Origin of the sequence: Collinsella sp. AM41-2BH (assembly GCF_003468085.1) — a bacterium.
In the GTDB taxonomy this organism is placed as follows: Bacteria; Actinomycetota; Coriobacteriia; order Coriobacteriales; family Coriobacteriaceae; genus Collinsella.
In genome coordinates this window covers 17,221-42,064 of sequence record NZ_QSGH01000007.1, presented here as the reverse complement: position 1 = coordinate 42,064, position 24,844 = coordinate 17,221, and the positions used below count along the sequence as shown (strand labels likewise).

Annotated in this window: 18 protein-coding genes and 1 tRNA gene; 14 read left to right on the top strand and 5 right to left on the bottom strand. The window is 57.5% G+C overall.

What is annotated here, in order from left to right; genetic code table 11:
- Window positions 1-417: 417 nt before the first annotated feature.
- The 5 genes from glgA to glgB all read right to left on the bottom strand — a co-directional run bounded on the left by glgA (window position 418) and on the right by glgB (window position 9,874).
- Window positions 418-2,739 (bottom strand): glycogen synthase GlgA, encoded by a 2,322-nt coding sequence (glgA, locus tag DW899_RS05040; protein WP_199408866.1) that lies wholly within the window; start codon window positions 2,737-2,739, stop codon window positions 418-420.
- Window positions 2,740-2,829: 90 nt separating this feature from the next.
- Window positions 2,830-3,957: a glucose-1-phosphate adenylyltransferase subunit GlgD gene (gene glgD / locus DW899_RS05035; protein WP_117629353.1), complete on the bottom strand. Its 1,128-nt coding sequence runs from the start codon at window positions 3,955-3,957 to the stop codon at window positions 2,830-2,832.
- A gap of 4 nt (window positions 3,958-3,961) precedes the next feature.
- Window positions 3,962-5,110, bottom strand: coding sequence for a glucose-1-phosphate adenylyltransferase (locus DW899_RS05030; protein WP_117629354.1), 1,149 nt, complete (start codon window positions 5,108-5,110; stop codon window positions 3,962-3,964).
- 104 nt (window positions 5,111-5,214) lie between these two features.
- Window positions 5,215-7,641 carry a glycogen/starch/alpha-glucan phosphorylase gene (locus DW899_RS05025; protein WP_117800196.1) on the bottom strand — a complete coding sequence of 809 codons (2,427 nt, stop codon included), beginning with the start codon at window positions 7,639-7,641 and terminating at the stop codon, window positions 5,215-5,217.
- 94 nt (window positions 7,642-7,735) lie between these two features.
- On the bottom strand, window positions 7,736-9,874 hold the full coding sequence (glgB, locus tag DW899_RS05020) for a 1,4-alpha-glucan branching protein GlgB (protein ID WP_233505671.1): 2,139 nt from the start codon (window positions 9,872-9,874) through the stop codon (window positions 7,736-7,738).
- 454 nt (window positions 9,875-10,328) lie between these two features.
- Between glgB and DW899_RS05015 the strand changes: the two genes are divergently transcribed.
- The 14 genes from DW899_RS05015 (at window position 10,329) to DW899_RS04940 (ending at window position 24,290) form a co-directional block, all read left to right on the top strand.
- Window positions 10,329-11,018: an HAD family phosphatase gene (locus tag DW899_RS05015; protein ID WP_117629402.1), complete on the top strand. Its 690-nt coding sequence runs from the start codon at window positions 10,329-10,331 to the stop codon at window positions 11,016-11,018.
- A gap of 9 nt (window positions 11,019-11,027) precedes the next feature.
- Window positions 11,028-11,669 (top strand): thiamine diphosphokinase, encoded by a 642-nt coding sequence (locus tag DW899_RS05010; RefSeq protein ID WP_117629357.1) that lies wholly within the window; start codon window positions 11,028-11,030, stop codon window positions 11,667-11,669.
- A gap of 172 nt (window positions 11,670-11,841) precedes the next feature.
- Window positions 11,842-11,917, top strand: a tRNA-Ala gene (locus DW899_RS05005).
- Window positions 11,918-12,843: 926 nt separating this feature from the next.
- Complete coding sequence (gene loaP, locus DW899_RS05000) at window positions 12,844-13,389, top strand: antiterminator LoaP (RefSeq protein ID WP_233505667.1); 546 nt, start codon at window positions 12,844-12,846, stop codon at window positions 13,387-13,389.
- Window positions 13,390-13,443: 54 nt separating this feature from the next.
- On the top strand, window positions 13,444-14,274 hold the full coding sequence (locus DW899_RS04995) for a sugar transferase (RefSeq protein ID WP_233505668.1): 831 nt from the start codon (window positions 13,444-13,446) through the stop codon (window positions 14,272-14,274).
- A gap of 3 nt (window positions 14,275-14,277) precedes the next feature.
- Complete coding sequence (locus tag DW899_RS04990; RefSeq protein ID WP_117629359.1) at window positions 14,278-15,048, top strand: glycosyltransferase family 2 protein; 771 nt, start codon at window positions 14,278-14,280, stop codon at window positions 15,046-15,048.
- A gap of 311 nt (window positions 15,049-15,359) precedes the next feature.
- Window positions 15,360-16,154 carry a glycosyltransferase gene (locus DW899_RS04985; RefSeq protein ID WP_158566571.1) on the top strand — a complete coding sequence of 265 codons (795 nt, stop codon included), beginning with the start codon at window positions 15,360-15,362 and terminating at the stop codon, window positions 16,152-16,154.
- Entirely contained in the window at window positions 16,151-17,206 is a 1,056-nt protein-coding gene (locus tag DW899_RS04980) for an EpsG family protein (RefSeq protein WP_117800194.1), read from the top strand. Before DW899_RS04985 ends, DW899_RS04980 begins: the two co-directional genes overlap by 4 nt.
- Before the next feature lie 869 nt (window positions 17,207-18,075).
- Window positions 18,076-19,320 carry an oligosaccharide flippase family protein gene (locus tag DW899_RS04965; RefSeq protein ID WP_158551642.1) on the top strand — a complete coding sequence of 415 codons (1,245 nt, stop codon included), beginning with the start codon at window positions 18,076-18,078 and terminating at the stop codon, window positions 19,318-19,320.
- Window positions 19,313-20,149 (top strand): phosphorylcholine transferase LicD, encoded by an 837-nt coding sequence (locus DW899_RS04960; protein ID WP_117629365.1) that lies wholly within the window; start codon window positions 19,313-19,315, stop codon window positions 20,147-20,149. The genes DW899_RS04965 and DW899_RS04960 overlap by 8 nt, the downstream gene beginning before the upstream one ends.
- Window positions 20,142-21,212 (top strand): alanine--glyoxylate aminotransferase family protein, encoded by a 1,071-nt coding sequence (locus DW899_RS04955; protein ID WP_117629366.1) that lies wholly within the window; start codon window positions 20,142-20,144, stop codon window positions 21,210-21,212. Before DW899_RS04960 ends, DW899_RS04955 begins: the two co-directional genes overlap by 8 nt.
- A 12-nt stretch (window positions 21,213-21,224) precedes the next feature.
- Window positions 21,225-22,070 (top strand): phosphorylcholine transferase LicD, encoded by an 846-nt coding sequence (locus DW899_RS04950; protein ID WP_117629404.1) that lies wholly within the window; start codon window positions 21,225-21,227, stop codon window positions 22,068-22,070.
- Window positions 22,071-22,081: 11 nt separating this feature from the next.
- The gene (locus tag DW899_RS04945) at window positions 22,082-22,873 is read left to right on the top strand and encodes a hypothetical protein (RefSeq protein ID WP_117800192.1); all 792 of its coding nucleotides are present in this window, start codon (window positions 22,082-22,084) and stop codon (window positions 22,871-22,873) included.
- Window positions 22,874-22,901: 28 nt separating this feature from the next.
- Complete coding sequence (locus tag DW899_RS04940) at window positions 22,902-24,290, top strand: Gfo/Idh/MocA family oxidoreductase (protein WP_117629368.1); 1,389 nt, start codon at window positions 22,902-22,904, stop codon at window positions 24,288-24,290.
- Window positions 24,291-24,844 lie beyond the last annotated feature (554 nt).

Below are 24,844 nucleotides of genomic sequence, written 5' to 3'. Positions count from 1 at the left end.
TCAATAGAATCACGGCCTGCGGGCCATGGGCTTTACGCACAGGATGTAAGTATATCTGTTGTACACAGGCTGTATAAACAACATCCGTTTACCATCGGCGAACGGTTGTCCTAGAAAATCGTTTTACCATTCAAATTATCGCGATATTCAAAAATGCCTATACCGATACTATTTGTAGCCAAACAAAAGTACCCCGGTTTACTACGATAAATTGAATGATCTCAACTACGGTCATTTTGGTGATATTAAAACCGCAGGTAGAGGCGTTGCCAATTTCGTAGATTACCAGCCGTGGTCGGCCGGAGCCATTTTGTCGTAGTAAACCAGCCCTCTTTTTAATAGAGAAGTTCAACGCAAAAGAGGACGCCTGGTTGAGCGCCCTCTTTTGCGTTGAGGATTAAGTTTTAATCGTCCGGATTAGCGGCGCTTGCGGGCGGCCGTTGCCTTGCGGACGGAGGTCTTCTTGGTAGGAGCCTTTTCCTCAGTGGGAGCGGCGGGGGAGACCGAGACCTCCTTGGCGGGCTCGGTCTTTGCGGTAGCCTTCGGAGCGGTCTTGACCTCAGCGGCCTTCGGAGTCGGCTCGGCCTTTACTGCGGGCTTTTCCTCGGCCTTAGCCTCTGCCTTGGGAGCAGCGGTCTTGGCCGTGGCCTTTTTGACCGTCGTCGTAGCGCGCTTGCGCGTTGTGGTTTTGGCGGCCGGCTTGGCCTCGACAGCTGCCTCGGCCTTGGACTCGGCAGGCGTCTCCTCGACCTTGGCGGCCGGCTTTGCGGCAGCCTTGGTTTTGGTCGACTTTGTGACCGTGGCCTTCTTGGCGGTCGTGGTCTTGGTCGCGGTCGTCTTCTTGGCTGCAGTCTTGGCCGGAGTCTTCTTGGCCGGCTTGGTCTCGGCGGTCTCGGCCTTTACCTCGGGAGCAGCCTCGGCCTCGGCGGCCTTCTTGGCAGCGGCGGTCGTGCGCTTGCGCGTAGTCGTTGCCTTGGCGGTAGTTGCCTTGGCAGCGGTGGTCTTGGTGGCAGCGGCCTTGGTTGTCGTAGCCTTCTTGGCCGTCGTCTTGCGCGTCGTGGTCTTCTTGGCAGCAGGCTTCGCAGCCGGCTTAGCCTCAGCCTCGGGAGCAGCCTCGGGAGCTGTCTCAACCTTCACCTCAGATTTAGCCTCAACCGGCTTCTCCTCAGCCTTAGGCTCGGGCTTGGCCACAACCTCGGCCTGGGGCTCGGGCTCGGCCTCAGCCTTCTCAGCCACAACCACAGGCTCGTCGACAACCGCCGCCGGCCTCTTGATCTCCGGGTGCATAAAGAAGTACAGATCCAGATACTTGTCGGCCGAGCGCGTCCAGCTAAAGTCCTGGCTCATGGCCTGCGTGACCAGTTGGTTCCAGGCGTCACGGTTGTCCCAGAACAGGCGTGCCGCGCGGAACACGGCGTCGCCCATCTCGTCGCCGTTAAAGTTGCTAAACGAGAAGCCCGTGCCCTCGCCGGTAAACTCGTTATACGGGATCACGGTGTCCTTCAGGCCACCGGTCTCGCGCACGATGGGCAGCGTACCGTAGCGCATGGCGATGATCTGCGACAGGCCACAGGGCTCAAACTTCGAAGGCATCAGGAACATGTCGGCGGCGGCATACATGCGCTGCGACAGCGCCGGATCGAACTCGATGCGCGCGGCCATGGTGCCGGGGTACTTGTCCTGGAAGTAGCGCAGACCGTCCTCGTAGTCGCGGTCGCCGGTACCCAGCACGGCCACCTGCACGCCGCCGGCCAGGATGCGGTCGAGTGCGTACATGACCAGGTCCATGCCCTTTTGGCGCGTCAGGCGCGTGACCATCACCATGAGCGGACGGTCGTCGCGAACCTCGAGCCCCAGCTCTTCCTGCAGCTTGGCCTTGCACACGGCCTTGCCGGAACGGTCCTCGACGGTGTAGTTGGCGGCAATGCGCTTGTCGGTCGCCGGGTCAAAGCCTGCCACGTCAATGCCGTTCAAAATGCCCTGTAGCGCATAGGAGCGCTCGCGCAGCACACCGTCCAGGCCCTCGCCAAATTCGGGCGTCTGGATCTCGTTGGCATAGGTGGGGCTCACCGTGGTGATGGCATCGGCATAGCGCAGCGCGCCCAGCATGTAGTTGATGCTGCAGGCGTCGCAACGCAGCTGCGAGGCGGCCGCCGGAATATGCGCCACGCCCAGGATGTCCTCCATCACGGTGTCGCTAAACTGGCCCTGGAACGCCACGTTGTGGATCGAGAACACGGTCTTTACGCGGTCGTACAGCGGCAGGCCCTGGTAGAACTCGCGCAAAAACACGGGCGCCAGTGCCGTCTGCCAGTCGTTGCAGTGCAGGATGTCGCACTCAAAGCCGGCGGGCAAGTGCTGCAGGCTCTCGGTGATGGCCTTGGAGAAGAACGCAAAGCGCTCGCCGTCGTCAAAGAAGCCGTACGGATAGTCGCGCGCAAAGTAGCGCTCGTTGTCGATGAACATATAGGTGACGCCGTCGTGCTCGAGCTTCTCGAGCCCGCAGTACTCGTTGCGCCAGCCCAAGCTCACGTAAAAGTCGGAGAAGTGCTCCATCTGCGCCTTGTACTCGTCCTTGATGGTGGCGTACTTGGGCACCATGACGATGACCTCGGCGCCGGCGCGCACAAGCGCCGCAGGCAGCGAGCCCGCCACGTCGCCCAGGCCACCGGTCTTCACAAACGGTGCGCACTCGGCCGAGGCAAACACGATCTGCATCTTTTTGCTGGAATCTGCCATATTGTCTCCCATGTTGCAATTCGAGAATAGCCGCCTGGCACAAACCGGGCGGCTATTCTACATGTTACGAGCGATGTTGCGGTGCCAACGTTAACGTACGATGGTGGTGTCGCAAGTTAACGGAGCCTTGCCCAGCACCAGGATGTTCTCGGGCGTGCCGCGAAGCTCGGTGTTGGTGGGAACCACGTTGTTTTTGTCCAGAATGGCGTTCTCAACGCGGGCGCCGCTCTTGATGATGCAGCTCTGGTTGATGATCGAATTGGTGACCGAAGCGCCTTCCTCGACCACAACGCCGCGCGACAGGATCGAGTTGCGCACGGTGCCCTTGATGATGCAGCCGGCCGAGATGATCGAGTTGCACGCGTGGCTGCCGGTCGCATAGCGCGAAGGCGGCACGTCGTGAGCCTTGGTCAGGATCGGGCGCTCGGGGTCAAAGAGCTGGTCGGCCACGGTCTGGTCGAGCAGGTCCATGCTACGGCGATACAGCGACTTCTCGCTAAACACGCCCACGACCTCGCCCTTGTACTCGTAGCTGCACACGTCGATGTTGCCAAAGTCGCCCTGGAGTGCCTCGAGCAGGTCCAGATAGTCGGCGGCCTGGTAGTGGTCGATGATCTCGAGGAGCGTCTCGCGGTTGACGATGCAGCAGTCCATGGAGGCGTTGTCGCCGTACGCGACGCCGGCGCTCACGCCCGTCAGGCGGCCGTTCTCGTTAATCTCGAGTTTGGTCTCGTCCTCGACATTGCGCGTGGCCTTGCAGTACACCACGGTCATCTGGGCACCGGAGTTCTCGTGCGCTTCGATGATGGTGTTGAGGTCCATGTTAAAGATGATGTTGGTGCCCATCATCACGACATAGGGATTCTCCGAGCGCTGGAACAGCGTCTTGTTGGAGATGATGTCGCGCAGCAGGAAGCGCATGCCGCCCTTGGTGGTGCCATACGCGTTGCCGGGCACCATGAACAGGCCGCCCTTCTTGCGGTCCAGGCCCCAGTCCTTACCCGAGCCCACATGGTCGATCAGCGAGCGGTAGTTACCCGGCATGACGACGCCGACGGTCTTAATGCCGGCATTCATCATGTTGGACAGCGGGAAGTCGATCAGGCGGTAGCGGCCCAAAAACGGAACGGACGCGATGGGGCGGTCCTTGAGCAGGACGCTGCCGTAGGTCGAAGAGTAGTTAGCGGTGATATAACCGATGGCCTTGCGATTGATCATCGGATCATTCCCCCTTCCCGATAACGACGTCATTTCCAACGACGGCCGTATCCTTGGTGGTATCGACAGAGCCGAGCTTCACGCCCTCTTCGACCGTGGAGTTCTCGCCCAAAATAGCGCGGCAGATGTGCGCGCCGCTCTTAACGTGCGCACCCGGCAGCAGCACGGAGTCCTCGACCACGGCGCGCTCCTCGATGATGACATCGGTCGAAAGGATCGAGTGGCGAGCGGTGCCGTAGATCTTGCAGCCGTTGGAGACTAGGCAGTCGTCCAGACGGCCGTCCGGGCCAATGTAGTGCGGCGGACGCGTGGTGATGTTGGACATAATGGGGAAGTTCTTGTCAAACAGATCGAACTCGGGGTTGTTGCCCAGCAGGTCCATCGAGGTCTCGTGGAAGCTGGCGATAGTGCCGACGTCCTTCCAAAAGCCGTGGAACTCGTAGCTGTACAGGCGCTTGTTCTCGCCGAGCAGCTTGGGGATGATGTCCTTGCCAAAGTCGTGGCTCGAGCGCTGGTCCTGAGCGTCCTCCTCGAGCGCCTCGATCAGCACGTCGGCCGAGAAGATGTAGATGCCCATGGACGCAAGGTTCGAATCGGGTTTCTCGGGCTTCTCGGTGAACTTGGTGATGCGGCCGTCCTCGGGGTCGGTGGTCAGGATGCCAAAGCGGCTGGCCTCCTCCCACGGCACGGGCATAACGCTCACCGTGAGGTCGGCGTTGTTCTCAATGTGCGTCTTGAGCATCTTGCGGTAGTCCATGCGATACAGGTGATCGCCCGAAAGAATCAGAACGTACTTGGGGTCGTTCGCCTTGATGTAGTCGAGGTTCTGCGTAATGGCGTCGGCCGTGCCCGCATACCAGGCGCCGCCGGTCTGCGTCTCGTACGGCGGCAGGATCGACACGCCGCCGTCGCGGCTGTCCAGATCCCACGCCTCGCCGGAGCCCACGTAGGCATGCAGCAGGTAGGGACGGTACTGCGTCAGAACGCCCACCGTGTCGATGCCCGAGTTGGAGCAGTTGGACAGCGAAAAGTCGATAATGCGGAACTTGCCACCAAAGCTAACCGCCGGCTTGGCGATCTTTTGGGTGAGTGCCCCCAATCGGCTGCCCTGTCCTCCTGCGAGGAGCATCGCGATGCATTCTTTCTTACTCATCGATTTCTCCTTCTGTCATCCATGTTCCTAACCCATTAGCGACGGGCGCGGCACACTGTCACGCCCGTCGAGTAATGCCGTGCGGCAAAGGGAGCTCGCGCGCTTTATGCGTGCCAGATCTCGTCGCGATACTCGCGAATGGTGCGGTCGGACGAGAACCAGCCACTCGAGGCGGTGTTGAGCAGGGCCTTGCGGTTCCAGGTCTCCTGGTCGCCGTAGCTGCCCGTGAGGTTCTCCCATGCATCCACGTAGCTACGGAAGTCAGCCATGACTAGGTCGGGGTCGTTGTTGTTCATGAGCTCGTTGTAGATGCTCTCGAAGTTGCCCGAAAGACCCGCAAACGTGTTGTCCTTGAGCTCGTTCATCACGCGGCCCAGACGCTCGCGGTCGCCGTTGAGGGTATCCCACGCAAAGTAGCTGTTGGATGCCCAAAGCTGCTCGACCTCGGGGGCGGTCAGGCCAAAGATGGCCTCGTTCTCGCGGCCGGCCAGATCGGCGATCTCGATGTTGGCGCCGTCAAGGGTACCCAGCGTAATGGCGCCGTTCATCATGAGCTTCATGTTGGACGTGCCCGAGGCCTCCTTGCCGGCCGTGGAGATCTGCTCCGAGATCTCGGCGGCGGGGTAGATGAGCTGGGCGTTGCTCACGCGGAAGTTGGGGATAAAGCAGACCTTCATGACCTCATTGACGCGGGCATCGTTGTTGATGACGTCGGCCACGGAGTTAATGAGGCGGATGGTCTCCTTGGCAAAGGTGTAGCTCGAGGCGGCCTTGCCGCTAAAGATGAAGGTCGTCGGCGTCACGTGGAAGTTGGGATCGGCGATGCGACGGTTGTAGATGTCCATCACCTTCATGATATTCATGAGCTGGCGCTTGTAGGCATGGAAGCGCTTAACCTGAACATCGAAGACGGTGTTGGGGTCAATGACCAGACCGGTCTCGGCCTTAACGTAGGCGGCCAGGCGCTCCTTGTTAGCGCGCTTGGAGGCACCCACGGCCTTCAGGAACTCGGTGTCGTTCTGGAACTCTTTGAGCTTCTCCAGCTCAAAGGCGTCCTTGAGCCAGCCGTCGCCAATGGCCTCGGTCACGAGCTTGGCGTAGGTGGGGTTGGCCTCGGCAAAGAAGCGACGGTGCGAGATGCCGTTGGTCTTGTTGTTGAACTTCTCGGGCGTCAGGGCATAGAAGTCCTTGAGCACGATGTTCTTGATGATGTCGGAGTGGATCTTTGCCACGCCGTTGACGCTGTGGCTGCAGATCACAGACAGGTTGGCCATGCGAATCTCGCCGTCCCACAGAATGGCGGTCTGGCGCAGACGCTCCTGCCAGCCCTCCTGCGTGGTGTCGAACGACTCGTGCCAACGACGGCTGATCTCGTCGATGATCTGGTACACGCGGGGGAGGAGCTTGGAGAACGTGCCGATGGGCCACTTCTCCAGAGCCTCGGGCAGGATGGTGTGGTTGGTGTAGCTCACGACCTGCGTCACGATGTTCCAGGCGTCGTCCCACTCGAGCTTCTTCTCGTCAATGAGGATGCGCATGAGCTCGGGGCCGCACATGGCGGGGTGCGTATCGTTGGTGTGGATGGCCACAAACTGCGGCAGCAGCTCCCAGTTCTCGCCGTGCTCCTTCTCAAAGGTGTCGAGCAGGCTGTAGATGCCGGCCGACACAAACAGGTACTCCTGCTTCAGGCGCAGCAGACGGCCGTGCTCGCCGGCGTCGTTGGGGTAGAGGATGGCGCTGATGGCCTCGGCCTCGGCGCGCTCGGCGTCGGCCAGGGCGTAGTCGCCGCGGTTGAAGGCCTCCAGGTCAAAGTGCTCCTCGACCGGCTCGGCAGCCCAGACGCGCAGCTTGTTGACGGTCTCGCCGGCATAGCCCACCACGGGGATATCGTAGGGGACAGCCAGGATGTCCTGCGTATCCACCGTGCGGTAGAACGTGCGGCCGTCCTCCTCAAAGCCCTCGACATGGCCACCAAACTTGATGGTCACGGCCTTGTCCTGACGACGGACTTCCCAGGGATAGCCGTGGGTGAGCCACTCGTCGGTGGTCTCGACCTGACTGCCATTGACGATCTCCTGCTTAAACAGGCCGTAGCGATAGCGCATGCCGTTGCCGTAGCCGGCAATGCCCTCGGCAGCCATGGAATCCAGGAAGCATGCGGCCAGACGGCCCAGGCCACCGTTGCCCAGAGCCGGATCGGGCTCCTGGTTCTCGATAACGGAAAGGTCGAAGCCCATGTCGTCGAGCGCCTCGGCGACCATGTCGCGCACGCCAAAGTTGAGCAGGTAGTTGTCGAGCAGACGGCCGATCAAAAACTCGATCGAGAAGTAGTACACGCGCTTCTTGCCCTCGGCGGTGACGCGGGCGTCACTCTTGGTGGCAACGGTGCGCGCCTTCTCGGCCACGAGCTTGGCCAGGGCGTTAAAGCGATCGAGGTCGCTCGCGGTCTCGACGCTCTTGCCACTGATGCTCATGACGGCATCGCGATAGAGCTCGGTAAACTCCTGCTTGTTGTCGAAGATCTTATTCATACGTTCCTTTCCCCCGGGGATGTTTCTCCCGGAACGGTTATGACTTGTATCCTACGCCCCCGCGGGGCGGGTAATTACAGTGGTAACGCCTTTGTTACGCTTTCTTGGCAGAAGCCTTAACAGCGGCTGCCTTGGCCTTGGGAGCAGCCTTTTTAGTGGCTGCCTTTTTGGCCGTGGCGGACTTGGCCGAAGCCTTGGCGGCGGGCTTGGTCGCCTTCGTCTTGGCCGGAGCCTTCTTAGCAACCGCGGCCTTGGGCTTCACCGAGGACGTACGCTTGCGCGTTGCCTTCTTGGGCTCCTCGACCACGGGCGGCTTGTAGCTGCTGGGACCACGGCGCTTAAGCACCACGCCTGCCAGGCCGGGAACCTTAATCTCGATGGAGTCCATTTGCCCGTTCCAGGGATAGGGCTCGCTCGAGCAGGTGTAGGGCTCCTCACCGGCGTATCCGCTGCCACCGAACTCGGGACGGTCGGAATCGAAGATGACCTCCCAGTCACCCTCGCGCGGCACGCCCACACGGAAGCTCTCGTAGCTTGCCGGATCAAAGTTGATCAGGATCACCAGGTCGTCATCGACGTCCTCGCCCTGGCGCACAAAGCTCACGATGGACTGCTTGGAGTTGTCCGCGTCGATCCAGGTAAAGCCGTCGTCGTTGTAGCCGCGCTCGTACAGGGCGGGCTCGGCGGTGTACAGGTGGTTGAGCGCCTTGATAAACGCCTGATGATGACGGTGGGTCTCGTACTCCTCGGTTAGGAACCACTGGATGGACTCGTAGTAGCGCCACTCAATAAACTGGCCGATCTCGTTGCCCATAAAGTTGAGCTTGGCGCCGGGGTGCGTCATCTGGTAGAAAGCCAGCGTGCGCAGGCCGGCAAACTGGCGCCACCAGTCGCCCGGCATGCGGCCGATGAGCGAGCACTTGCCGTGGACGACCTCGTCGTGGCTCAGCGGGCAAATAAAGTTCTCGGTAAAGGCGTACATGATGGAGAACGTGAGCAGCCCGTGGTTGCCGGGGCGCCACGGAAAATCGGTCTGCATGTAGTGCAGGGTGTCGTTCATCCAGCCCATGTCCCACTTGTAGTGGAAGCCCAGGCCGCCGTCCTGCGGCGGATAGGTCACGAGCGGCCACGCGGTGGACTCCTCGGCCATCATCATCACGTCAGGGAAGTGGGCCTCCACGGCGCAGTTGACCTGGCGGATAAACGCGCTGGCGTCCAGGTCCTCCTCGGTACCGTATTTGTTGAACTTCTTTTGGCCGGGATCGTCGATGCCAAAGTTGAGGTACAGCATGCTGGACACGCCGTCCATGCGAATGCCGTCAACATGGAAGTTCTCGAGCCAATACAGCACGTTGGAGACCAGGAAGGAGCGGACCTCGCCGCGGGCGAAGTCAAACTTGTGCGTTCCCCAGTTGGGGTGAATCTCGTGCTCAAACAGCATGTGGCCGTTAAAGGTGGCAAGGCCGTGGGAGTCGGCGCAAAAACCGCCGGGTACCCAGTCCATGATCACGCCAATGCCTGCCTCGTGGCACGCATCGATAAAGTGCATGAGCTGCTGCGGGTTGCCGTAGCGCGACGTGGCGGCATAGTAGCCGGTCGTCTGATAGCCCCAGGAGCCATCGAAGGGATGCTCCATGAGCGGCATGACCTCGATATGCGTGTAGCCCATGTCGCGCACGTAGTCCACGAGCTCTACCGACAGATCGTCGTAGGTGTAAAACTCGCCGCGCTGTGCGGGGAAGGGGTCCATGGGGCCTGGGTAGTTGCCGTACTCGTCCGGCTCGCCCTGCGGCGTATCGCCGTGGCGCTTCCACGATCCGATATGTACCTCGTAGATGTTGAGCGGCTGCGACATGTGGTTGTGGTCAGCGCGGCGCTTGAGCCACGCGGCATCGTTCCACTTATAGCCGTCGAGTGTCCACAGCACGCTCGCAGTACCCGGAGGGCACTCGGCCTTAAAGGCATACGGATCGGCCTTGTAGAGCTTTTCGCCCTCGTTGGTCTCGATGAGATATTTATAGAGTTGGCCCTGCTCGGCGCCAGGAATAAAGCCTTCCCAAATAGCGCTCGTATGCACGGGCACCAACGGGTTGGCTTCTTCATCCCAGTCGTTAAATTCGCCAATGACATGCACGCTCTTTACATCGGGCGCCCAAACGCAAAAGCGCCAGCCGCGCGTACGGTTCTGCGTGTCGGGGTGCGCGCCCATCTTTTCCCAGCTGCGCTCCCACATGCCAATGCCAAACAGGTAGACATCGTCCTTAGAGAGCTCCGGTGCGTGCGGGGCGGCTTTACGGGTAGCAGGCTTTTTGGTTGCTGGCTTTAGCTTTGTATCGCTCACGTTTGATCCCATCATGACGCGGCAGCGTGTTGCCTTGGTGACTAGATGCGAAAGGTCCAAGGCTGCACGAATCGAGGGGACGGCGATAGTTCTATGATTCGTTCCACCTCGCGTGCTCGGTGGAACTTTCGGCACGAAATACGATAACACCTGTTCGTTACTTTTATGGAGAAAAGTGGATTTGCGGCGGCGTTTAATCGGCGAGCGCCATGTTTATACCACTGGCAGAATTGCGATGGTAAAACTCTTGACAGTTTTATCAAATAGGGTTTCTAGACTAGTAGATTAACGTTTGGTAAAACGTTTTTAGCAGGTTGTTTACCATTTGACATCGAAAGGTATGTTTATGTCCCAGACCGCCGCTCACAATGTCGCTTTTATTTTCGATTGCGACGGCACACTGGTTAATAGCACCCCCGTTTGGGCCTATGCCCAGCCCGAGTTATTGCACCGCCACGGTATTGACGTGACGGTCGACGATTTTGCCCAGTTTGAGCATTTGTCGCTCGAGGATGAGTGCCAGGCCTACCACGACACCTGGGGCATTGGAGCGAATGGCGAGGAACTGTATCGCGAGCTGAGCGACATTCTGATCGATGGCTATTCTAAGGTGCCGCCACGCGAGGGTCTCCTTGCATTTTTGAAGCAGGCCCAGGAGGCCGGTATTGCCATGTGCGTGGCCACGTCCACGCCGGCCGCGCTGGTGCAGTCCGCGCTCGCTGGAGCCGGGCTCGACGCTTACATGGAGTTTGTTAACACGACGGGTGAGGCAGGACGTTCCAAGCAGTTCCCCGATGTGTACGAGCTGGCGCTGCGCCGCCTGGAGGAGCGCCATGGGTGCAAGTTTGAGCGCGCGTGGGTGTTTGAGGACGCGGTCTTTGGCCTTAAGAGCTCTGGGACCGCCGGCTTTAAACGTGTGGGTATTTATGACCCGCACGGCCGCATGAAGCGCGACGACATGCGCGCCAACTGCGATATCTTTATCGACAGCTACGAGGAGCTGGATTTGGCTCGCGTGCTTTCGTTTGAGGGATAGGCGAGGTCTGTGGCTTGCAAAGTACTAATAGTCTGTGGCTCGCCCGTGTTGGCGAGCGAGGATCTATTGCGTAGGTTAGCAGGGGAGTGCGATCACGTTGTCGCCGTGGACCGCGGACTCGACGCGCTGCTGGGCGCCGGTCTGGGCTGCGACGTTTATGTGGGGGATGCCGACACGGTGAGCGATGCGGGTCGTGCGTTGGTCGATGCCACCGAAGCCTTTGAGGTAGAGCGCCACGACCCGTACAAGGACTATACCGATTTAGCACTGGCCCTCGATTCCGTCCGTCGCCGCTGGCCAGGTGCCGAAGTGGTGGCGACTTGCGCCACGGGCGGCCGCCCGGACATGGCCCTAAGCGTCCTAGGTCTACTAGCCAGCTACAAAGAGGCCCCCGTCTGGATTGTCGAGGACGAGACCACGGCCCGCATTCTGCACAGAGGCGAATCGTGGGCTATCGAAGGTGCCGAAGGCAAGACATTCTCCATCATCGCCATTGTCCCCAACACCAAGGTAAGCGAACACGGCCTAGAATGGGAGCTAGACCACAGCCCCCTGGGCCTGTTGGCGGACACGGGCATCAGCAACATAGTAAGAACAACAGCCAACATAACCGTCCACCAAGGAACCGCAATCGGATTCCTATTCGCGTGAGGGTTTTATCGGGACGGAGCAGGGATTTTTGGGACTGGCCTTAAAATTGCGCACTGGCCGAAGGCCAGGGTGAAATTTTAAGGCCAGTCCCAAAAATCCCGTAAGTCACCCCAACAACCCAAAAAAGTCCTTGCATCAAAGAAGGTCTTCCCCTATACTACTACCTCGTCACGGGGGCGTAGCTCAGCTGGGAGAGCGCTTGACTGGCAGTCAAGAGGTCAGGGGTTCGATCCCCCTCGTCTCCACCATTGTGAATGTAAGGCCACTCAATTGAGTGGCCTTTTTTTATTTGCATATGATTTTTAACGGCCTGAACTGCATTTTTGCAAAATTTGCAAGTTGCTTTCCTGTTCAAGTTTGCCGTCTGCAGTAGTTGTCCAACAAGCCGCCTCAAAATGCGTTTAATCTGTAGCCGGGCGTGCCTAGTGTGCGATGAGCATCTTCACAATGCAACGCCCATGCCCACACGCCCGCAAAATGTTGTGCAATTAATTTCCCAGTTCTGTACATTATTTGTAAGCACCACGTAAATCCTTTTGCGTATTAAAGCCGAGGTTTGCCTGCATTTACTCGGGCGCCCGTTACAACACCCCATTAACCTGCGTCAACGTGAACAACTTAGGCAAACACCCCCCCAAGCACGGATTTGTCGCATATGTTGTCCGACACAACCCAAATCAGTTTCACTATCAGCTTGTGCTAGGATACCTAACGTTACATGAGTTCAGCTGTGCTCACGGCTCTAACAGGCCACATAGCACGGGGTCGATCAGCATCCGGCCGTAACGGCGGTGCCAGAAACACCACGAGCTCCAATATCGATTGCCATGCGCGATTTTGCACTTGTTTTGCGGCTATTTATAAGTTCTCTTTCGGCAGTGTAATTGGTTGTTTTGGCAAACCACAGCAGTCCTACAGCTGTTTGCGTGCGGTCCAGTTTTGTACCCGCTTGACTGGTTCGCACGCAGCCAGCTGGGGTCGCGGTCATTTTTGCGATACACATCCGCGACTCTAGCAACTGCGCATATACATACCGTTCACGGTGGGGCAGAGCCACGTGCTTGTCTAACTGGGCTCAGGGTTTGAATATGGAGCGCCTTCGCGCACAAGCGCCCTGGCGAAGCCATACCCAAACCCCGCGAGCCACACGTAAGACAGCAAGGGGGTGGTGCTTGTGTGGTATGTAATCCAGGTCATTAACGGTCGCGAAGACGTAATGCGCGAGCGCATCGAGCACATGGTGCCGGCGAGCGCCATGCAGGAGCTCTTTTATCCCCAATTTCAAACCGAGATTAAGGTACACGGCGAATGGGTCAAAACGACCAAGCCACTCTTTCCCGGTTATCTCATCTGCGATACGGCAGATCCCCGCACCGTGCAACAGTATCTGCTGCGCATGGACGATTTTGCCCGGGTGCTTGCCCAGGATGGTCAGTTTGTGCCGCTGGCAAAAGAAGAGGTTCAGCTTATTGGTGGCTTTACGCATAGGGGAGACCGCGTGGTGCCCATGAGCGAGGCCCTAAAAGACGGTGACAAGGTCGTAGTGACGGCAGGTCCGTTGCTGGGCCACGAAGGCCTTATCAAAACCATAAACAGACGCAAGAGCACTGCTTATTTAGAGCTCGATCTGTGCGGCCGACGCGTAACCACCCGCGTTGGCATCGCAGTGCTTTCCAACGAGCAGCGCGTCATGCGCAATCTTAAAAAGGCGATCGCCTAGCTGCTGGCGATTTCCGCAAAGGACAGGGAGGATCCCCGACCCGGGGACGAAATCTTGGAAGAGAACGTGTCAGATAAAACAGAATATGTAAAGGATGTGCCCGTGGATGCGGCGTTGATTGGTCAAGTTGGGGATTGGCGGGCAGACTCTCAGACTCCTGTTGCTACGGAATTTCCTCTCCCCGTGGAGAATCCTGCTCCGGCGCAAGGTTTCGTGGCGCCGGGAAGCTATAGGGCTCCCGCCGCAGATCCCAAGGCTGCCGCCCCCAAGAAAGGTGGGCCTGCCTATTTTGCCTTCAAGCGAGCTTTCGACATCGTTTTTTCTGCTGCGGTCTGCGCGGTGTTGGCCATCCCCGTTGTAGCAGCATGCGTCGCCATTGAGATTGACTCTCCCGGAAAGCCGTTCTTCCGTCAAAAGCGAGTTGGTAAGGGTGGAAAGACTATCTATATCTTCAAACTCCGCACCATGGTCTCTGACGCACACGAGCACCCTGAGAAATACATGACTCCCGATCAGCTGGCGAAATGGCAGCGCGAACAGAAGGTTGACGATGATCCCCGAATCACGCGTGTAGGCCGCTTTCTTCGCCGCACTTCGTTGGACGAACTTCCTCAATTCATTAACGTTCTCTCGGGTGATTTATCCGTCATTGGCCCTCGTCCCGTAACACTTGAGGAAACGTATGAATACGGCGATGCACGCGATGAGGTGCTCGCATGTAAGCCTGGCATCACCGGTTGGTGGGCTGCGACTGACCGCAACGAATCCACGTGGAGAAGTGGTCAGAGGCAAGCACGTGAGCTCTTTTATGTGCGCCATCAGTCGCTCGGGTTGGATACCCGCGTGTTCGTAAAAACGTTCAAGGCAATGAGGAGGGGGAAGTAACGTATGACCGATTCTCCCCTGGTTTCCATCATTATGCCCCTCTACAATGCTGAGCCGTATCTTGTCGAGACCTTCGACTCCGTTCTTTCTCAGTCCTATAAGAACTGGGAGCTCATCGTGGTCGAAGATTGTTCTTCGGACGCATCTCTTCGACTTGCGAAGGAATACGAGAACAAGGATCGTCGAATCTCGGTTCATCCCAACGAGCACAACGTTGGTGCGGCTAAGTCGCGCAATACCGGTATCGAACACGTTTCCGGCGATTTCGTCGCGTTCATGGACGCCGATGACGCATGGCTTCCGGATAAACTTGATCACCAGCTTGCGTACATGCGGGATTGTGGTCTGGGGATGTGCTTCACCTCGTACGAGACCATTGAGTCTGACGGACAGCATAGGAATTACGTACACGTACCCAAGAGCATCGACTACGACGGTTTTCTCAAGAACACCGTGACCTGCAGCCATACCATCGCGTTCGACCTCTCGAAAATACCCCTGAGTCTTCTCGTTTGTCCCGATTTCGGAGATTCGTTCGATTTCCCTGAAGACATGGTCGTCTGGCTCCAGGTCCTCAAGAGCGGCGTTCCAGCCGGCGGCCTCGACGAGGTGCTTGCAAAGAACAGGAAACATGGCGGCTCCCGCTCCGCTAATAAATTCCGTGCAGTTTCCCGCACGTGGAACGCCTACCGAAAAGTGGAGAAGATAAACCCAGTCTATTCCGCGTATTGTCTGTTCTGGCAGCTGACGCACGCGGTGCTTAAAAGGATTTAGGATTGAGGCTGAATGAGGATTCTATTTCTCTCGAACCTTGAGTTTGAGGGCTTCGCGGGCCCTACGTACTGTGTGCCTGCACTGATCGGGGCCTTATCCGAACTCGAAGAGGTTGTCTGGTATAACATGAGACCTGTCGAGCGCGTAGAATGGAGGGGCCTTCCCTTCTACAGGAACCCTAACGACTTTGCTTTCGACATTGAAGATTTCACAAGTCGAATCTGGCGCCCTGACCTAATCGTTTTTGAGGGTTTTTTGCGTTTCATCCCAACGCGACCCTCTTGGGCGTGCTGTCTTCGGGTATACCATATGTGATTGAGCCGCACTGCGCCCTCACGAGCGGAGACCAGGGGAAGAAAACCTTTAAGAAACGAATCTGCAACGCCGTTTTCTACAACCGTTTCGCTCAAGGCGCCGCTGCGATCCACTACCTTACCGAGAAGGAACGCGATGAGTCCGGTGAGAAATGGAACCGGAACAGCTTCATCGAGCCGAACGGCATAGAGGTGCCCAAGGAGCGCCCTCATCGGGAGTCGTGGCATGGCGACGTGCCCGAAATTGTGTTCGTTGGCAGAGTGGAGCCCTATCAAAAGGGGTTGGACGTCCTCCTCGAAGCGCTTACTCCGTTGAATGCTTGCGCGGATTCACCGCGCTTCCATCTCTCGATTTACGGCAACTCCGTCAACGGCTTCTCAAACGAGATGGAGAAAAAGCTACAGGCCGCGGGGCTTTCAGACGTCGTTGCCGTTCGCGGCCCTGTATACGGGGATGAGAAGGATGCGGTTCTGCGCGCCGCGGACATCTTTCTCCTCACATCACGCTACGAGGGGATGCCGATGGGCCTGCTCGAGGCGTGCGCCTACGGGTTGCCGTGCGTGGTCACCCCGGGTACCAACATGTCCGACGTCATCCTCGCCGAGGGAGCCGGATGGGTCTGCGACCTTTCTCCCGAATCCGTGCGGGAAGCCATCGTCGTCGCCGCCAGCTCTGCTGAGGCCTATGCGGAGATGGCCCTGGCCTCACGTCGCGTTGCGGAGTTGTTTTCGTGGCCCTCGATCGCCAAGTCGATTCGAACCGATTATCTAAAGGTGATTGGGCGCGCATGACGATTTATCTGATGGAAATAGTCGTGATTCTCGTTCTCGGTGTAATCACGGGCGTGTCGCGCGGGGATGCTGAGAGACGAGGCTTTATCATCTTGGCCTGCCTGGTCTTATTCGCGCTCTCCGGCCTGAGAAGCTACGCGGTCGGAGTGGATACGCTCCAGTACTGGAACGCTTACCTGACGGCGTGGATGGCACACTCCTGGTATGAAACCGGGTTCCTGTACCTCCTCCGGGCCTTGAACGCGGTCAGCCCCAATCCGCAGCTCCTTCTTCTCTTCACCAGTGCAGTCATGACCGCCTGCGTCGGGTATGTGGTCTATAAGTCGGACTGCAATCCCGTGCTCGCACTCTTCCTCTATGTGACACTTCTGACGTACGCCTCCTTTATGAACCTCATGCGCCAAGGTATCGCCGCCGCAATCATCATCGCGGCGATACCTTGGCTGGAGTCCGGGAAGAGGATCCGTTTCGCTGTGGCGGTCATTTTCGGCTCCCTGTTTCACTCGACCGCCATCGTCATGCTCGCGCTCATTCCGCTCTCGGCGCTCGCACCGACAAAGAAAGTCATGCTGGGTTATGGCGTCGTCGCGTTGGCTTTGGCCCTTTCCCCTGATTTCGTGTGGAGCTTCATTGGGAAGAACTTCGACAAGTACTCGACGTATAGCATGTCCTCGTGGTCGGGGGGGAATGCGCTCGCGGCGCCGATCATGACCGCCATGGACGCTTTACTGATTGTCGTTTCCCATTTGTTTGGGGCGGGGGCTTCGGATGACGACAGGGGGGAGAGGGTTCTTTTCCATGGATCCATGCTCCAGGTCGTCTTCCAGTTCCTCGCTTGCTTCGTGAACATCTTCCAGAGGCTGACGACGTTTACATCGTTTTTCCTTGCCTTATACGTGGCGCTGCGATTCCGAAAGATCGATACGAAGCTCAAGTTCCTCCTCGTTTACGGCATATGCGCAGTTACGGCCGTGTTCTTTGTAGTAATTATGGTCTACCGGCCGCAATGGCACGGTGTCGTTCCTTTTTCCTTTTTCTGGCAACTTGTTTAGGTTCATGAGGATTGTTAAATGGGACTAGTGTTGAACAATCTCGGGAGGATCGCCAAGCACTCGGTCCTCCCGAAGCCCCTCGCCTGCGATACGCAAGGGGCTTCGGAAGGACCTCCTGAATCTGCGTGGCCAGGGGGCGCTTACCCGGGTTTCGGCCACCACATAACGTTCCTCGCCCGAGCTCCACGACTTATGACCTGCAACACCATTGGTCGACATCACCGTGATTATTCCCCGCTATATCGGCAAGCTCGGGCGGGTCATTGCTGTGGGGACGAAACACTCGAGCGGCGTTGCATGGGGAGGATCTTCGGTCGCGAGACGCGGCAAGGCCTAGAGTTCCTCAAAGATGTGTGGTTTGAGGACACTGCGCAGGCATAAATGATCGTGCTGAGGTTCAGGGGGCGACCATCGACGAATTGGACTACACATACCGAAAGCAAGTTGACTTGTTAACCTCGAACAGCCTGTCGAGCAAGAGGTCTGTAGACAGGTACTTCACGATCGAAGCCATGCTTGCTTCGCGCCGGACATTGGGCTTTCCTTTTCACCAGAGGATGTATGACCAGACCCTCTATCAGCTCAGCCTCTTGTTTGCAAACCTCACGGTCGCGCTCGTTGACGGGGAATCTCGCTGCGTTTTTGCTTTGGCTAGCGAGTTGATGAAGGCGAATAGGTCGCCGGGGAAAAGTGCAAGTCGTTCCTCGAAAAAAATGGACCATCCCGAGAAGGTTCTTTTGGAAGTCAATAGCGTCCTCTGGCGGCTGGCGTCGCTTTCGCTTTAAGGGCTCAGGCACCCGCTCTTTATTGCCTTGCGCTTTAGCTCGAATAGAAACGAAAACTGAAATTTGTTTGGGTTGATATAGATATTGAAAAGCAGTAATACACTCGCCAAAAACATAATTTGGCAGTACGGATTACAAGTACTTAAGTACGTCTTCCCCCTCATCCTCGTGCCGTACCTCACGCGCGTGCTGGGCACGGGTGGCTACGCCGTCTATGCCTACGTGTTGTCGTTCATGGGAATCGTCCAGACGCTCGCCGACTTCGGTTTCATGCTTTCCGGAACAAAGCAAGTCGTCGACCTGAGGGACAACTGCGAGGTCCTTTCACGCCTGCTCGGCTCCATAGAGCTCGCTCGTCTTCTCCTCGCCGCCGGCCTGTGCGCGGTCGTCGTGGTCGTCGCCCAGTTCATCCCACTGCTCTGGGACAATATGGGGTATGTACTGATTGCCTATGTCTCCACCGTGCTCAGGGCCTTGCTACCAGATTTCATGTTTCAAGGTTTTGAGGACATGGAGCCGCTAACCACGCGTTTCTTCGCGGCAAAGGTGATCACGGTCGGCCTGACTCTTCTGGTGGTCCATGGACCGCAGGATCTTCTGCTCGTCGCAGTTGCGGATGCCCTGGGCGGCTTGGTAGCGCTTATCTGGAGCTTCATGACCGTTCGAACCCGCTACGGCGTGCGGGTTTCCTTCGGTGGCTTCCGAAACGCCTTGGCTGAGCTAAAGAGATCTGCCGTGTATTGCGTGTCGAACATCGGCACCACCCTTGTCTCGGGGTTCACCACTTTCGTCGTGGGAATCGTGCTCACCGACCCGACGGAAATTGCGTACTGGTCGCTCGCCCTTACAACCGTAAGCGCGGTTCAAGCGCTCTATTCTCCGATATCCAGCAGTCTGTATCCCCATGTTGTGGCGCATCGGGATCTGGGCGCTGTTAGGAAGATGGCGATTATGGCAGCTCCCGCGCTATTGGTCGGCACCGTTGCGTATTGCCTGCTGTCCCCGCAGGTTTTTTTTCTACTTGGCGGACAGGGCTACGTTGCGGGTTCTTGGGTCATGGTTGCCCTCAGCCCTGTCCTGCCGCTCTCTTTCTATTCGATCTTGATTGGCTGGCCGGTACTCGGCGCTTTGGGTAAGGTCAACGAACTTACCGCCTCGACTGTTGCCTCCGGTGTTATTAACGCTGCTCTGCTCCTCGCGATGGCGCTTCTCGGCCGGTCATCTTTGTTCGCGATCTGCGTAATCCGCTGCATAGCCGAGGTCGCGCTACTTGGAACCAGGGGGTTTGCGCTGATTGAATGTTTAAGGAAGGGAAAGTTGCATGTGTAACATCAACCCACTCTCTATCGAAGAGCTACACCAGAAGGAGCTGGAGCTTCTTGAAGCGTTTGATGCCTTTTGCTCCGAACACGGCCTTCGATACTCGCTTACGGCCGGCACTTTGCTTGGCGCTATTCGCCACAAGGGATTCATCCCCTGGGATGACGATATCGACGTCTGTATGCCACGCCCCGATTACGATCGTCTTGCAACGCTTGCTGGCGAGTTGCCGGCTGGACTCAGGCTCGTTGGCCCCGAGAACAGCCCGTTTGTTTACCCCTGGCGCAAGTTCTGCACCGAAAGTATTAGAGCTCAGGAGCCTACCTATAAAGGGGTAATGGATCAAATGCTCTGGATAGATGTTTTCGTTATGGATGGCGTTTCTTCTAACGAAAGCGAGATTGAACGCATGCAAGTCCGCATGAACAAGGCCTCGCGTGCAAGCGTTTGGTCGAGCGCCAATCATAATTCGGACTCAATGGGAAAACGCTTCATAAAGAACGCAGCCAAAGCGCTTCTTAATCCGGAGCACGCAAAGACGAAGATGATGGCAATGGCTGAGCGCGTTGCAACCGAGCCTGGTTATGACGCGGCAAGCCGCGTCAGCAGCGTACTCGGACTGGCCAAACACGGGTGGTCGCTTCCCAAGGAAGGCTACGAGGACATGGTCGAGGTTGAGTTCGAGGAGCACATGCTCCCCGCTATGGGCTGCTGGGACGAATACCTGACCAAGTGCTACGGGGATTACATGCAGCTGCCGCCGGAGGACAAAAGACAGACGCACTGCCTGAAGGCATGGTGCGTGAACGAAGAAACAAAGGAGAATGCAGATGCTTAACTTCACCGTTGGTCCGGTTATGAGTCCCAGCGAGGTGCTGGAAGTTTCAGCCAAGAGCGCACCCTATTTCCGCACGCCAGAGTTCTCTCAGGTAATGCAAGAGAACGAGCGCATTATGTTGGACTTGTTGTCCGCACCCAAGGATTCACGCTGCGTGTTTCTAACGGCTTCTGGCACAGGCGCTATGGAAGCTGCTGTGATGAGTGTTTTAGCGCCCGCTGAACGAGTTGCAGTGGTCAATGGCGGCAGTTTCGGACAAAGGTTCGTCGACCTATGCCAGCTGCACGGGCACACCGTCGACGAGATCGAACTTGAGTTCGGGCACCAGATAGCGCGGAAAAACCTCGAAGACGCAGTGGATCTCAGCTGCGGTACGCTGCTCGTGAACATGCATGAGACCTCATCAGGACTGTTGTACGACATGAGCCTCCTGTCCGACTTTTGCCGCGAGCGCGGGATGGCCCTGATCGTCGACGCAGTGAGCGCGTTCATCGCCGAAGAGATTGACATGGCGGCTCTCGGCGCCGACGTGGTGCTGACGGGTTCGCAAAAGGCGCTAGCTTGCCACCCGGGCATCTCCATCATGGCTCTCTCGCCGCGCGGACAGGAAAGGGTAGCGGAGAATCCCGAGGTTTGCTCCTACTTGAGCCTAAAGGAAGCCCTGCGCAACGGCGAGCGTGGGCAGACTCCCTGGACGCCTGCTGTCAACACGCTGCTTGAGATCAATGCGCGTTTGAGGTCGATCGAGGCGCGCGGGATCGACGCGGAGCGCGCCGAGATCGCGTCGCGCGCGAAGGCCGTGCGCGACGCCCTGACGAGCACCACACTCGAGATGGTCCCCGAGAACCCCTCCAATGCAGTGACGGCGCTCCGTTGCCCCGCGAGCAACGCAAAGGCAATCATCGAGCGCGCCAAAACCGGGTACGGCATGTGGCTGTGCCCAAACGGAGGCGCGCTGTGCGACGAGGTGTTCCGCATCGGGCACATCGGTGCCATCACAGAGGAGGACAACGACAGGCTTATCGACTGCCTGACCTCGCTATCGGCCGAGGGTCTGTTCTAGGTGGGGGCGCAGATGAAACAGGTAAAGGTCATAGAAGGAGAGGACTTCCGGCGCATGCAGCTATTGGAGCTCGACATGCTCGTGGAGTTCGACCGCGTGTGTCGCGCTCACGGGATTGCGTACACAATCTTCGGCGGGACGCTCCTTGGCGCAGTGCGCCACAAGGGCTATATCCCCTGGGATGATGATGCTGATATTGCAATGCTTCGTGAGGACTACGAGAGGTTCCGTTCTGTCGCCCATGAGATGGACCCGTCCATCTGTTTCTTCCAGGACCATCTGAGCGATCCTGAATACAGGTGGGGGTACGGCAAGCTCAGGCGCACCGGAACGAAGTACGTGAGGGTCGGACAGGAGCACTTGAAGTGCAAAACAGGAGTCTTTGTCGACGTGTTCCCCATGGACGACGTGCCTCTTGGTGTGGGCGGCCAAATTCTGCAGGACTTCTGGTGCATGTGCCTGCGCAAGGTCCTATGGTCTGAGGTCGGCAGACTCGACCCCCGCGTGTCGGCTCCGCTCAGGGCCTGGTTCTCGCTGTTGTCCAAGATACCCGCAAAGGCGGTTTATGCTCTAGCCGCTCCAATGGAGCGCAAGAGCACGGACGACAGCCCCAACCGCGTAAGGACGCTGCTGTTTCCAGCTACCGGTACCCTCTATCGAGAAAATCCGCTCGAAGAGCGTTACGCGATGCCTAAGGAGTGGTTTAAGGACCTGTCGGAGTACGAGTTCGAAGGGAAACGTTTGATGGGGACACGTGACTTCGACGCGATCCTCACTTACATCTATGGCGACTACATGCAGTTGCCGCCCGAGGACCGCCGAGGGCAGCACTCTCCGGTATCGAGCTACGAGTTTTAAGGAAAACGAACGTGAATGTGAAGAAAGTGGCCTGCTGGGACGAGGGCCTGCGGCGTGTTCTGGAAGGTCAGCGCGTTGAAAACCCCTACGCACTTATCGATGCGCTGACCTACGGGTTCGAGGGCGACAACGTTGCGTGCTGGGAGGTCTTCGACGAAAGCCGACTCGAAGCGGTCGTTTACCGATATTATGACGGACTCCAGGTCGTCTTCTGCGGGCAGGCAGGCCACCGCGCAATCCGGGCCGTCGCGACCCTCGTTGAGAAAATGGACCCCTCCATGGTCCAGACCTCTTACAGTGCAGCGGCAGAGCTCGCCACCGTGCTCGCCGACTACAGTTTGTCTGAGGGGTGGGTTATGCGGGCTGACGGAACTCAGGTACCAGACCCCGCGGCGGTCAGGGCGACCGAGGCCGACTATCCTGAGATAGCCAGGCTCATCTGCGGCGACGAGGAGATTGGCAAGCACTACGACGTCAGCGCGCTCGTGGCTCAGTTGTGTGAGAGAGAGCGGCTTCAGGGCTGCAGGAGCATAGTCATTAGGGATAGCGAAGGAATTGCTGCGCATATGGCAACCTATGCCGAGTCCGACGATGTTGCCGTCTGCGCCGGGCTCAAGGCACGCCCTGGCGCGGAGAAGGGTGTCGGGGCGCGGGTGCTCTCATCGCTGGCCGTCGAAGTGGCCGCGCGCGGCCTCATACCTTTGCTGTACTGCTACATAGAGCCACTGTGGCCTTGGTACGAGGCCCATGGGTGGGAGAAAGCCTTCCACGTCGCGAAGCTCGAGCACTGCGGCAATTACTAAACAAGCCACGAAAGGGAAGGTGAGGCCCATGAGGAAAGTGATCACATATGGAACGTACGACCTTCTGCACCGGGGCCATGTGCGCCTGCTGGAACGCGCCAAGGCGCTCGGCGACTACCTGGTCGTGGGCGTAACCGCCGATGGCTTCGACAAGGTGCGCGGGAAGATTAACGTTTCCCAAACCCTCAACGAGCGCATGCGTTCTGTCCAAGAGCTCGGGATTGCTGACGAAGTAATCGTTGAAGAGTACGAGGGCCAGAAGATTGACGACATCAGACGTATGGGAATTGATGTGTTCACCGTAGGCTCTGACTGGGTTGGTAAGTTCGACTATCTCAGGGAATACTGTGAGGTAGTCTACCTTGATCGCACGCAAGGCGTCTCGAGCACCGAGCTTCGCGCCGAAAGTGGACATCTACGAATGGGGTACGTGGGCAAGCGTGTGCTAGTGGAGAAGTATCTGCGTGAAAGTGCCTTCGTGAATGGCGTTGACCCCACCTGCGCGATGATCGACAGTGATGGAAGCCTCGCAGGCTGTGGCTTAGTCGAACAGGTTAATGATTTCGATGAGATAGTCGGTCGATGCGACGCAATCTACCTTGCATCGCATCCCAATCAGCACTATGGACAGATTAAGCGAGCGCTTGAGGCGGGCAAACATGTTCTATGTGAGAGCCCCATTGCCTCAACGCGTGAGGCGTGCCAGGAACTGCAGGCGCTCGCACGCTCAAAGGGCCTCGTTTTGGCCGACGCGATCAAGACGGCGTATTCAACGGCCTACCATCGACTGCTTCTGCTCGCCAAGAGTGGTCACATTGGACGAGTTCTGTCGGTGCGCGCTGTATGCACCAGCCTTGTTGATCTTGGCAGTGAGGACATCTCGAGCGTTGAGGGCAAGTGGTCGAGCTCCAAAGCCTGGGGTCCAGCAGCGTTGCTGCCCATCTTGCAGCTACTCGGAACTAATTATCAATCAGCCGATTTTGTAAGGGCCGACCTTGAAGGTCACGCTGGCTTTGACGCGTTTGGTGAGATCCGACTGGCATTCGAGGATGGCTACGGCGAGGCGGTTTTCGGCAAGGCGGCTAAATCTGAGGGGTCGCTTGTGGTTTCCGGCACGGATGGCTACATTTACGTACCCGCTCCCTGGTGGAAAACAGACTACTTCGAGGTACGCAAAGAGGATCCTTCTCAAAACAAGCGGTATTTCTTCCAGCTTGACGGCGAGGGAATTCGAAACGAGCTCGTCGAGTTCGCGCGAGCAGCTGAGCGTGGAGGCAAATGCGGTCTTTACATCGATGATAGTGTATCCGCCGCCATAGCTGGCCTGCTGGGTCAATTCGACGCAAGTAAAGACCACATCGAACTGTCGCCTATCAAGCTCGGGAGCGACACCTGTGGTGAAGGCGTAGCGAGATAGCCGCGCTTAGATATACACTCGGCGCATTATTCATGCCGTAATCTGAAGCATGGGGGAGTGGTAACTATCATTCGTCTGGATGATAGCGGTCAGCATCTCAATTGCATGCTTATCTTTCATTGATTTAACTACAACGCAAGCAGCAACTTGCGAATAACGGAAGCCGAAATTTAGCTACTTCCACGTAAACTCTCTCCATGAGTTTTGACTTACGTTGGTTCAAAAATTGACTAAGCCAACTTTTGAACCAACGTACCCCTCCGTAAGCACTTGAATGTGTCTTCGCTATTTGGTACTTGGTTAAGCAAACCAAATAAAAGACTCTATGCTAGGGTCATGATGACTACATAATTTGATTTAGAATCAGGCTCACATTTTCGACACGATCTTCGGGGGCCTTCCGGTCTCTGAATCATCAACTGTTTTCTAAACTGATATATAAATTGAAATCGACCCTTGAGGAGTAAAACAGATCCTCAGGGGTCGATTTCATAAATGGAAAACCAAAAACACCCTGGCAGAAACTATCAATCTAAGATTCGAATCAGTATTTA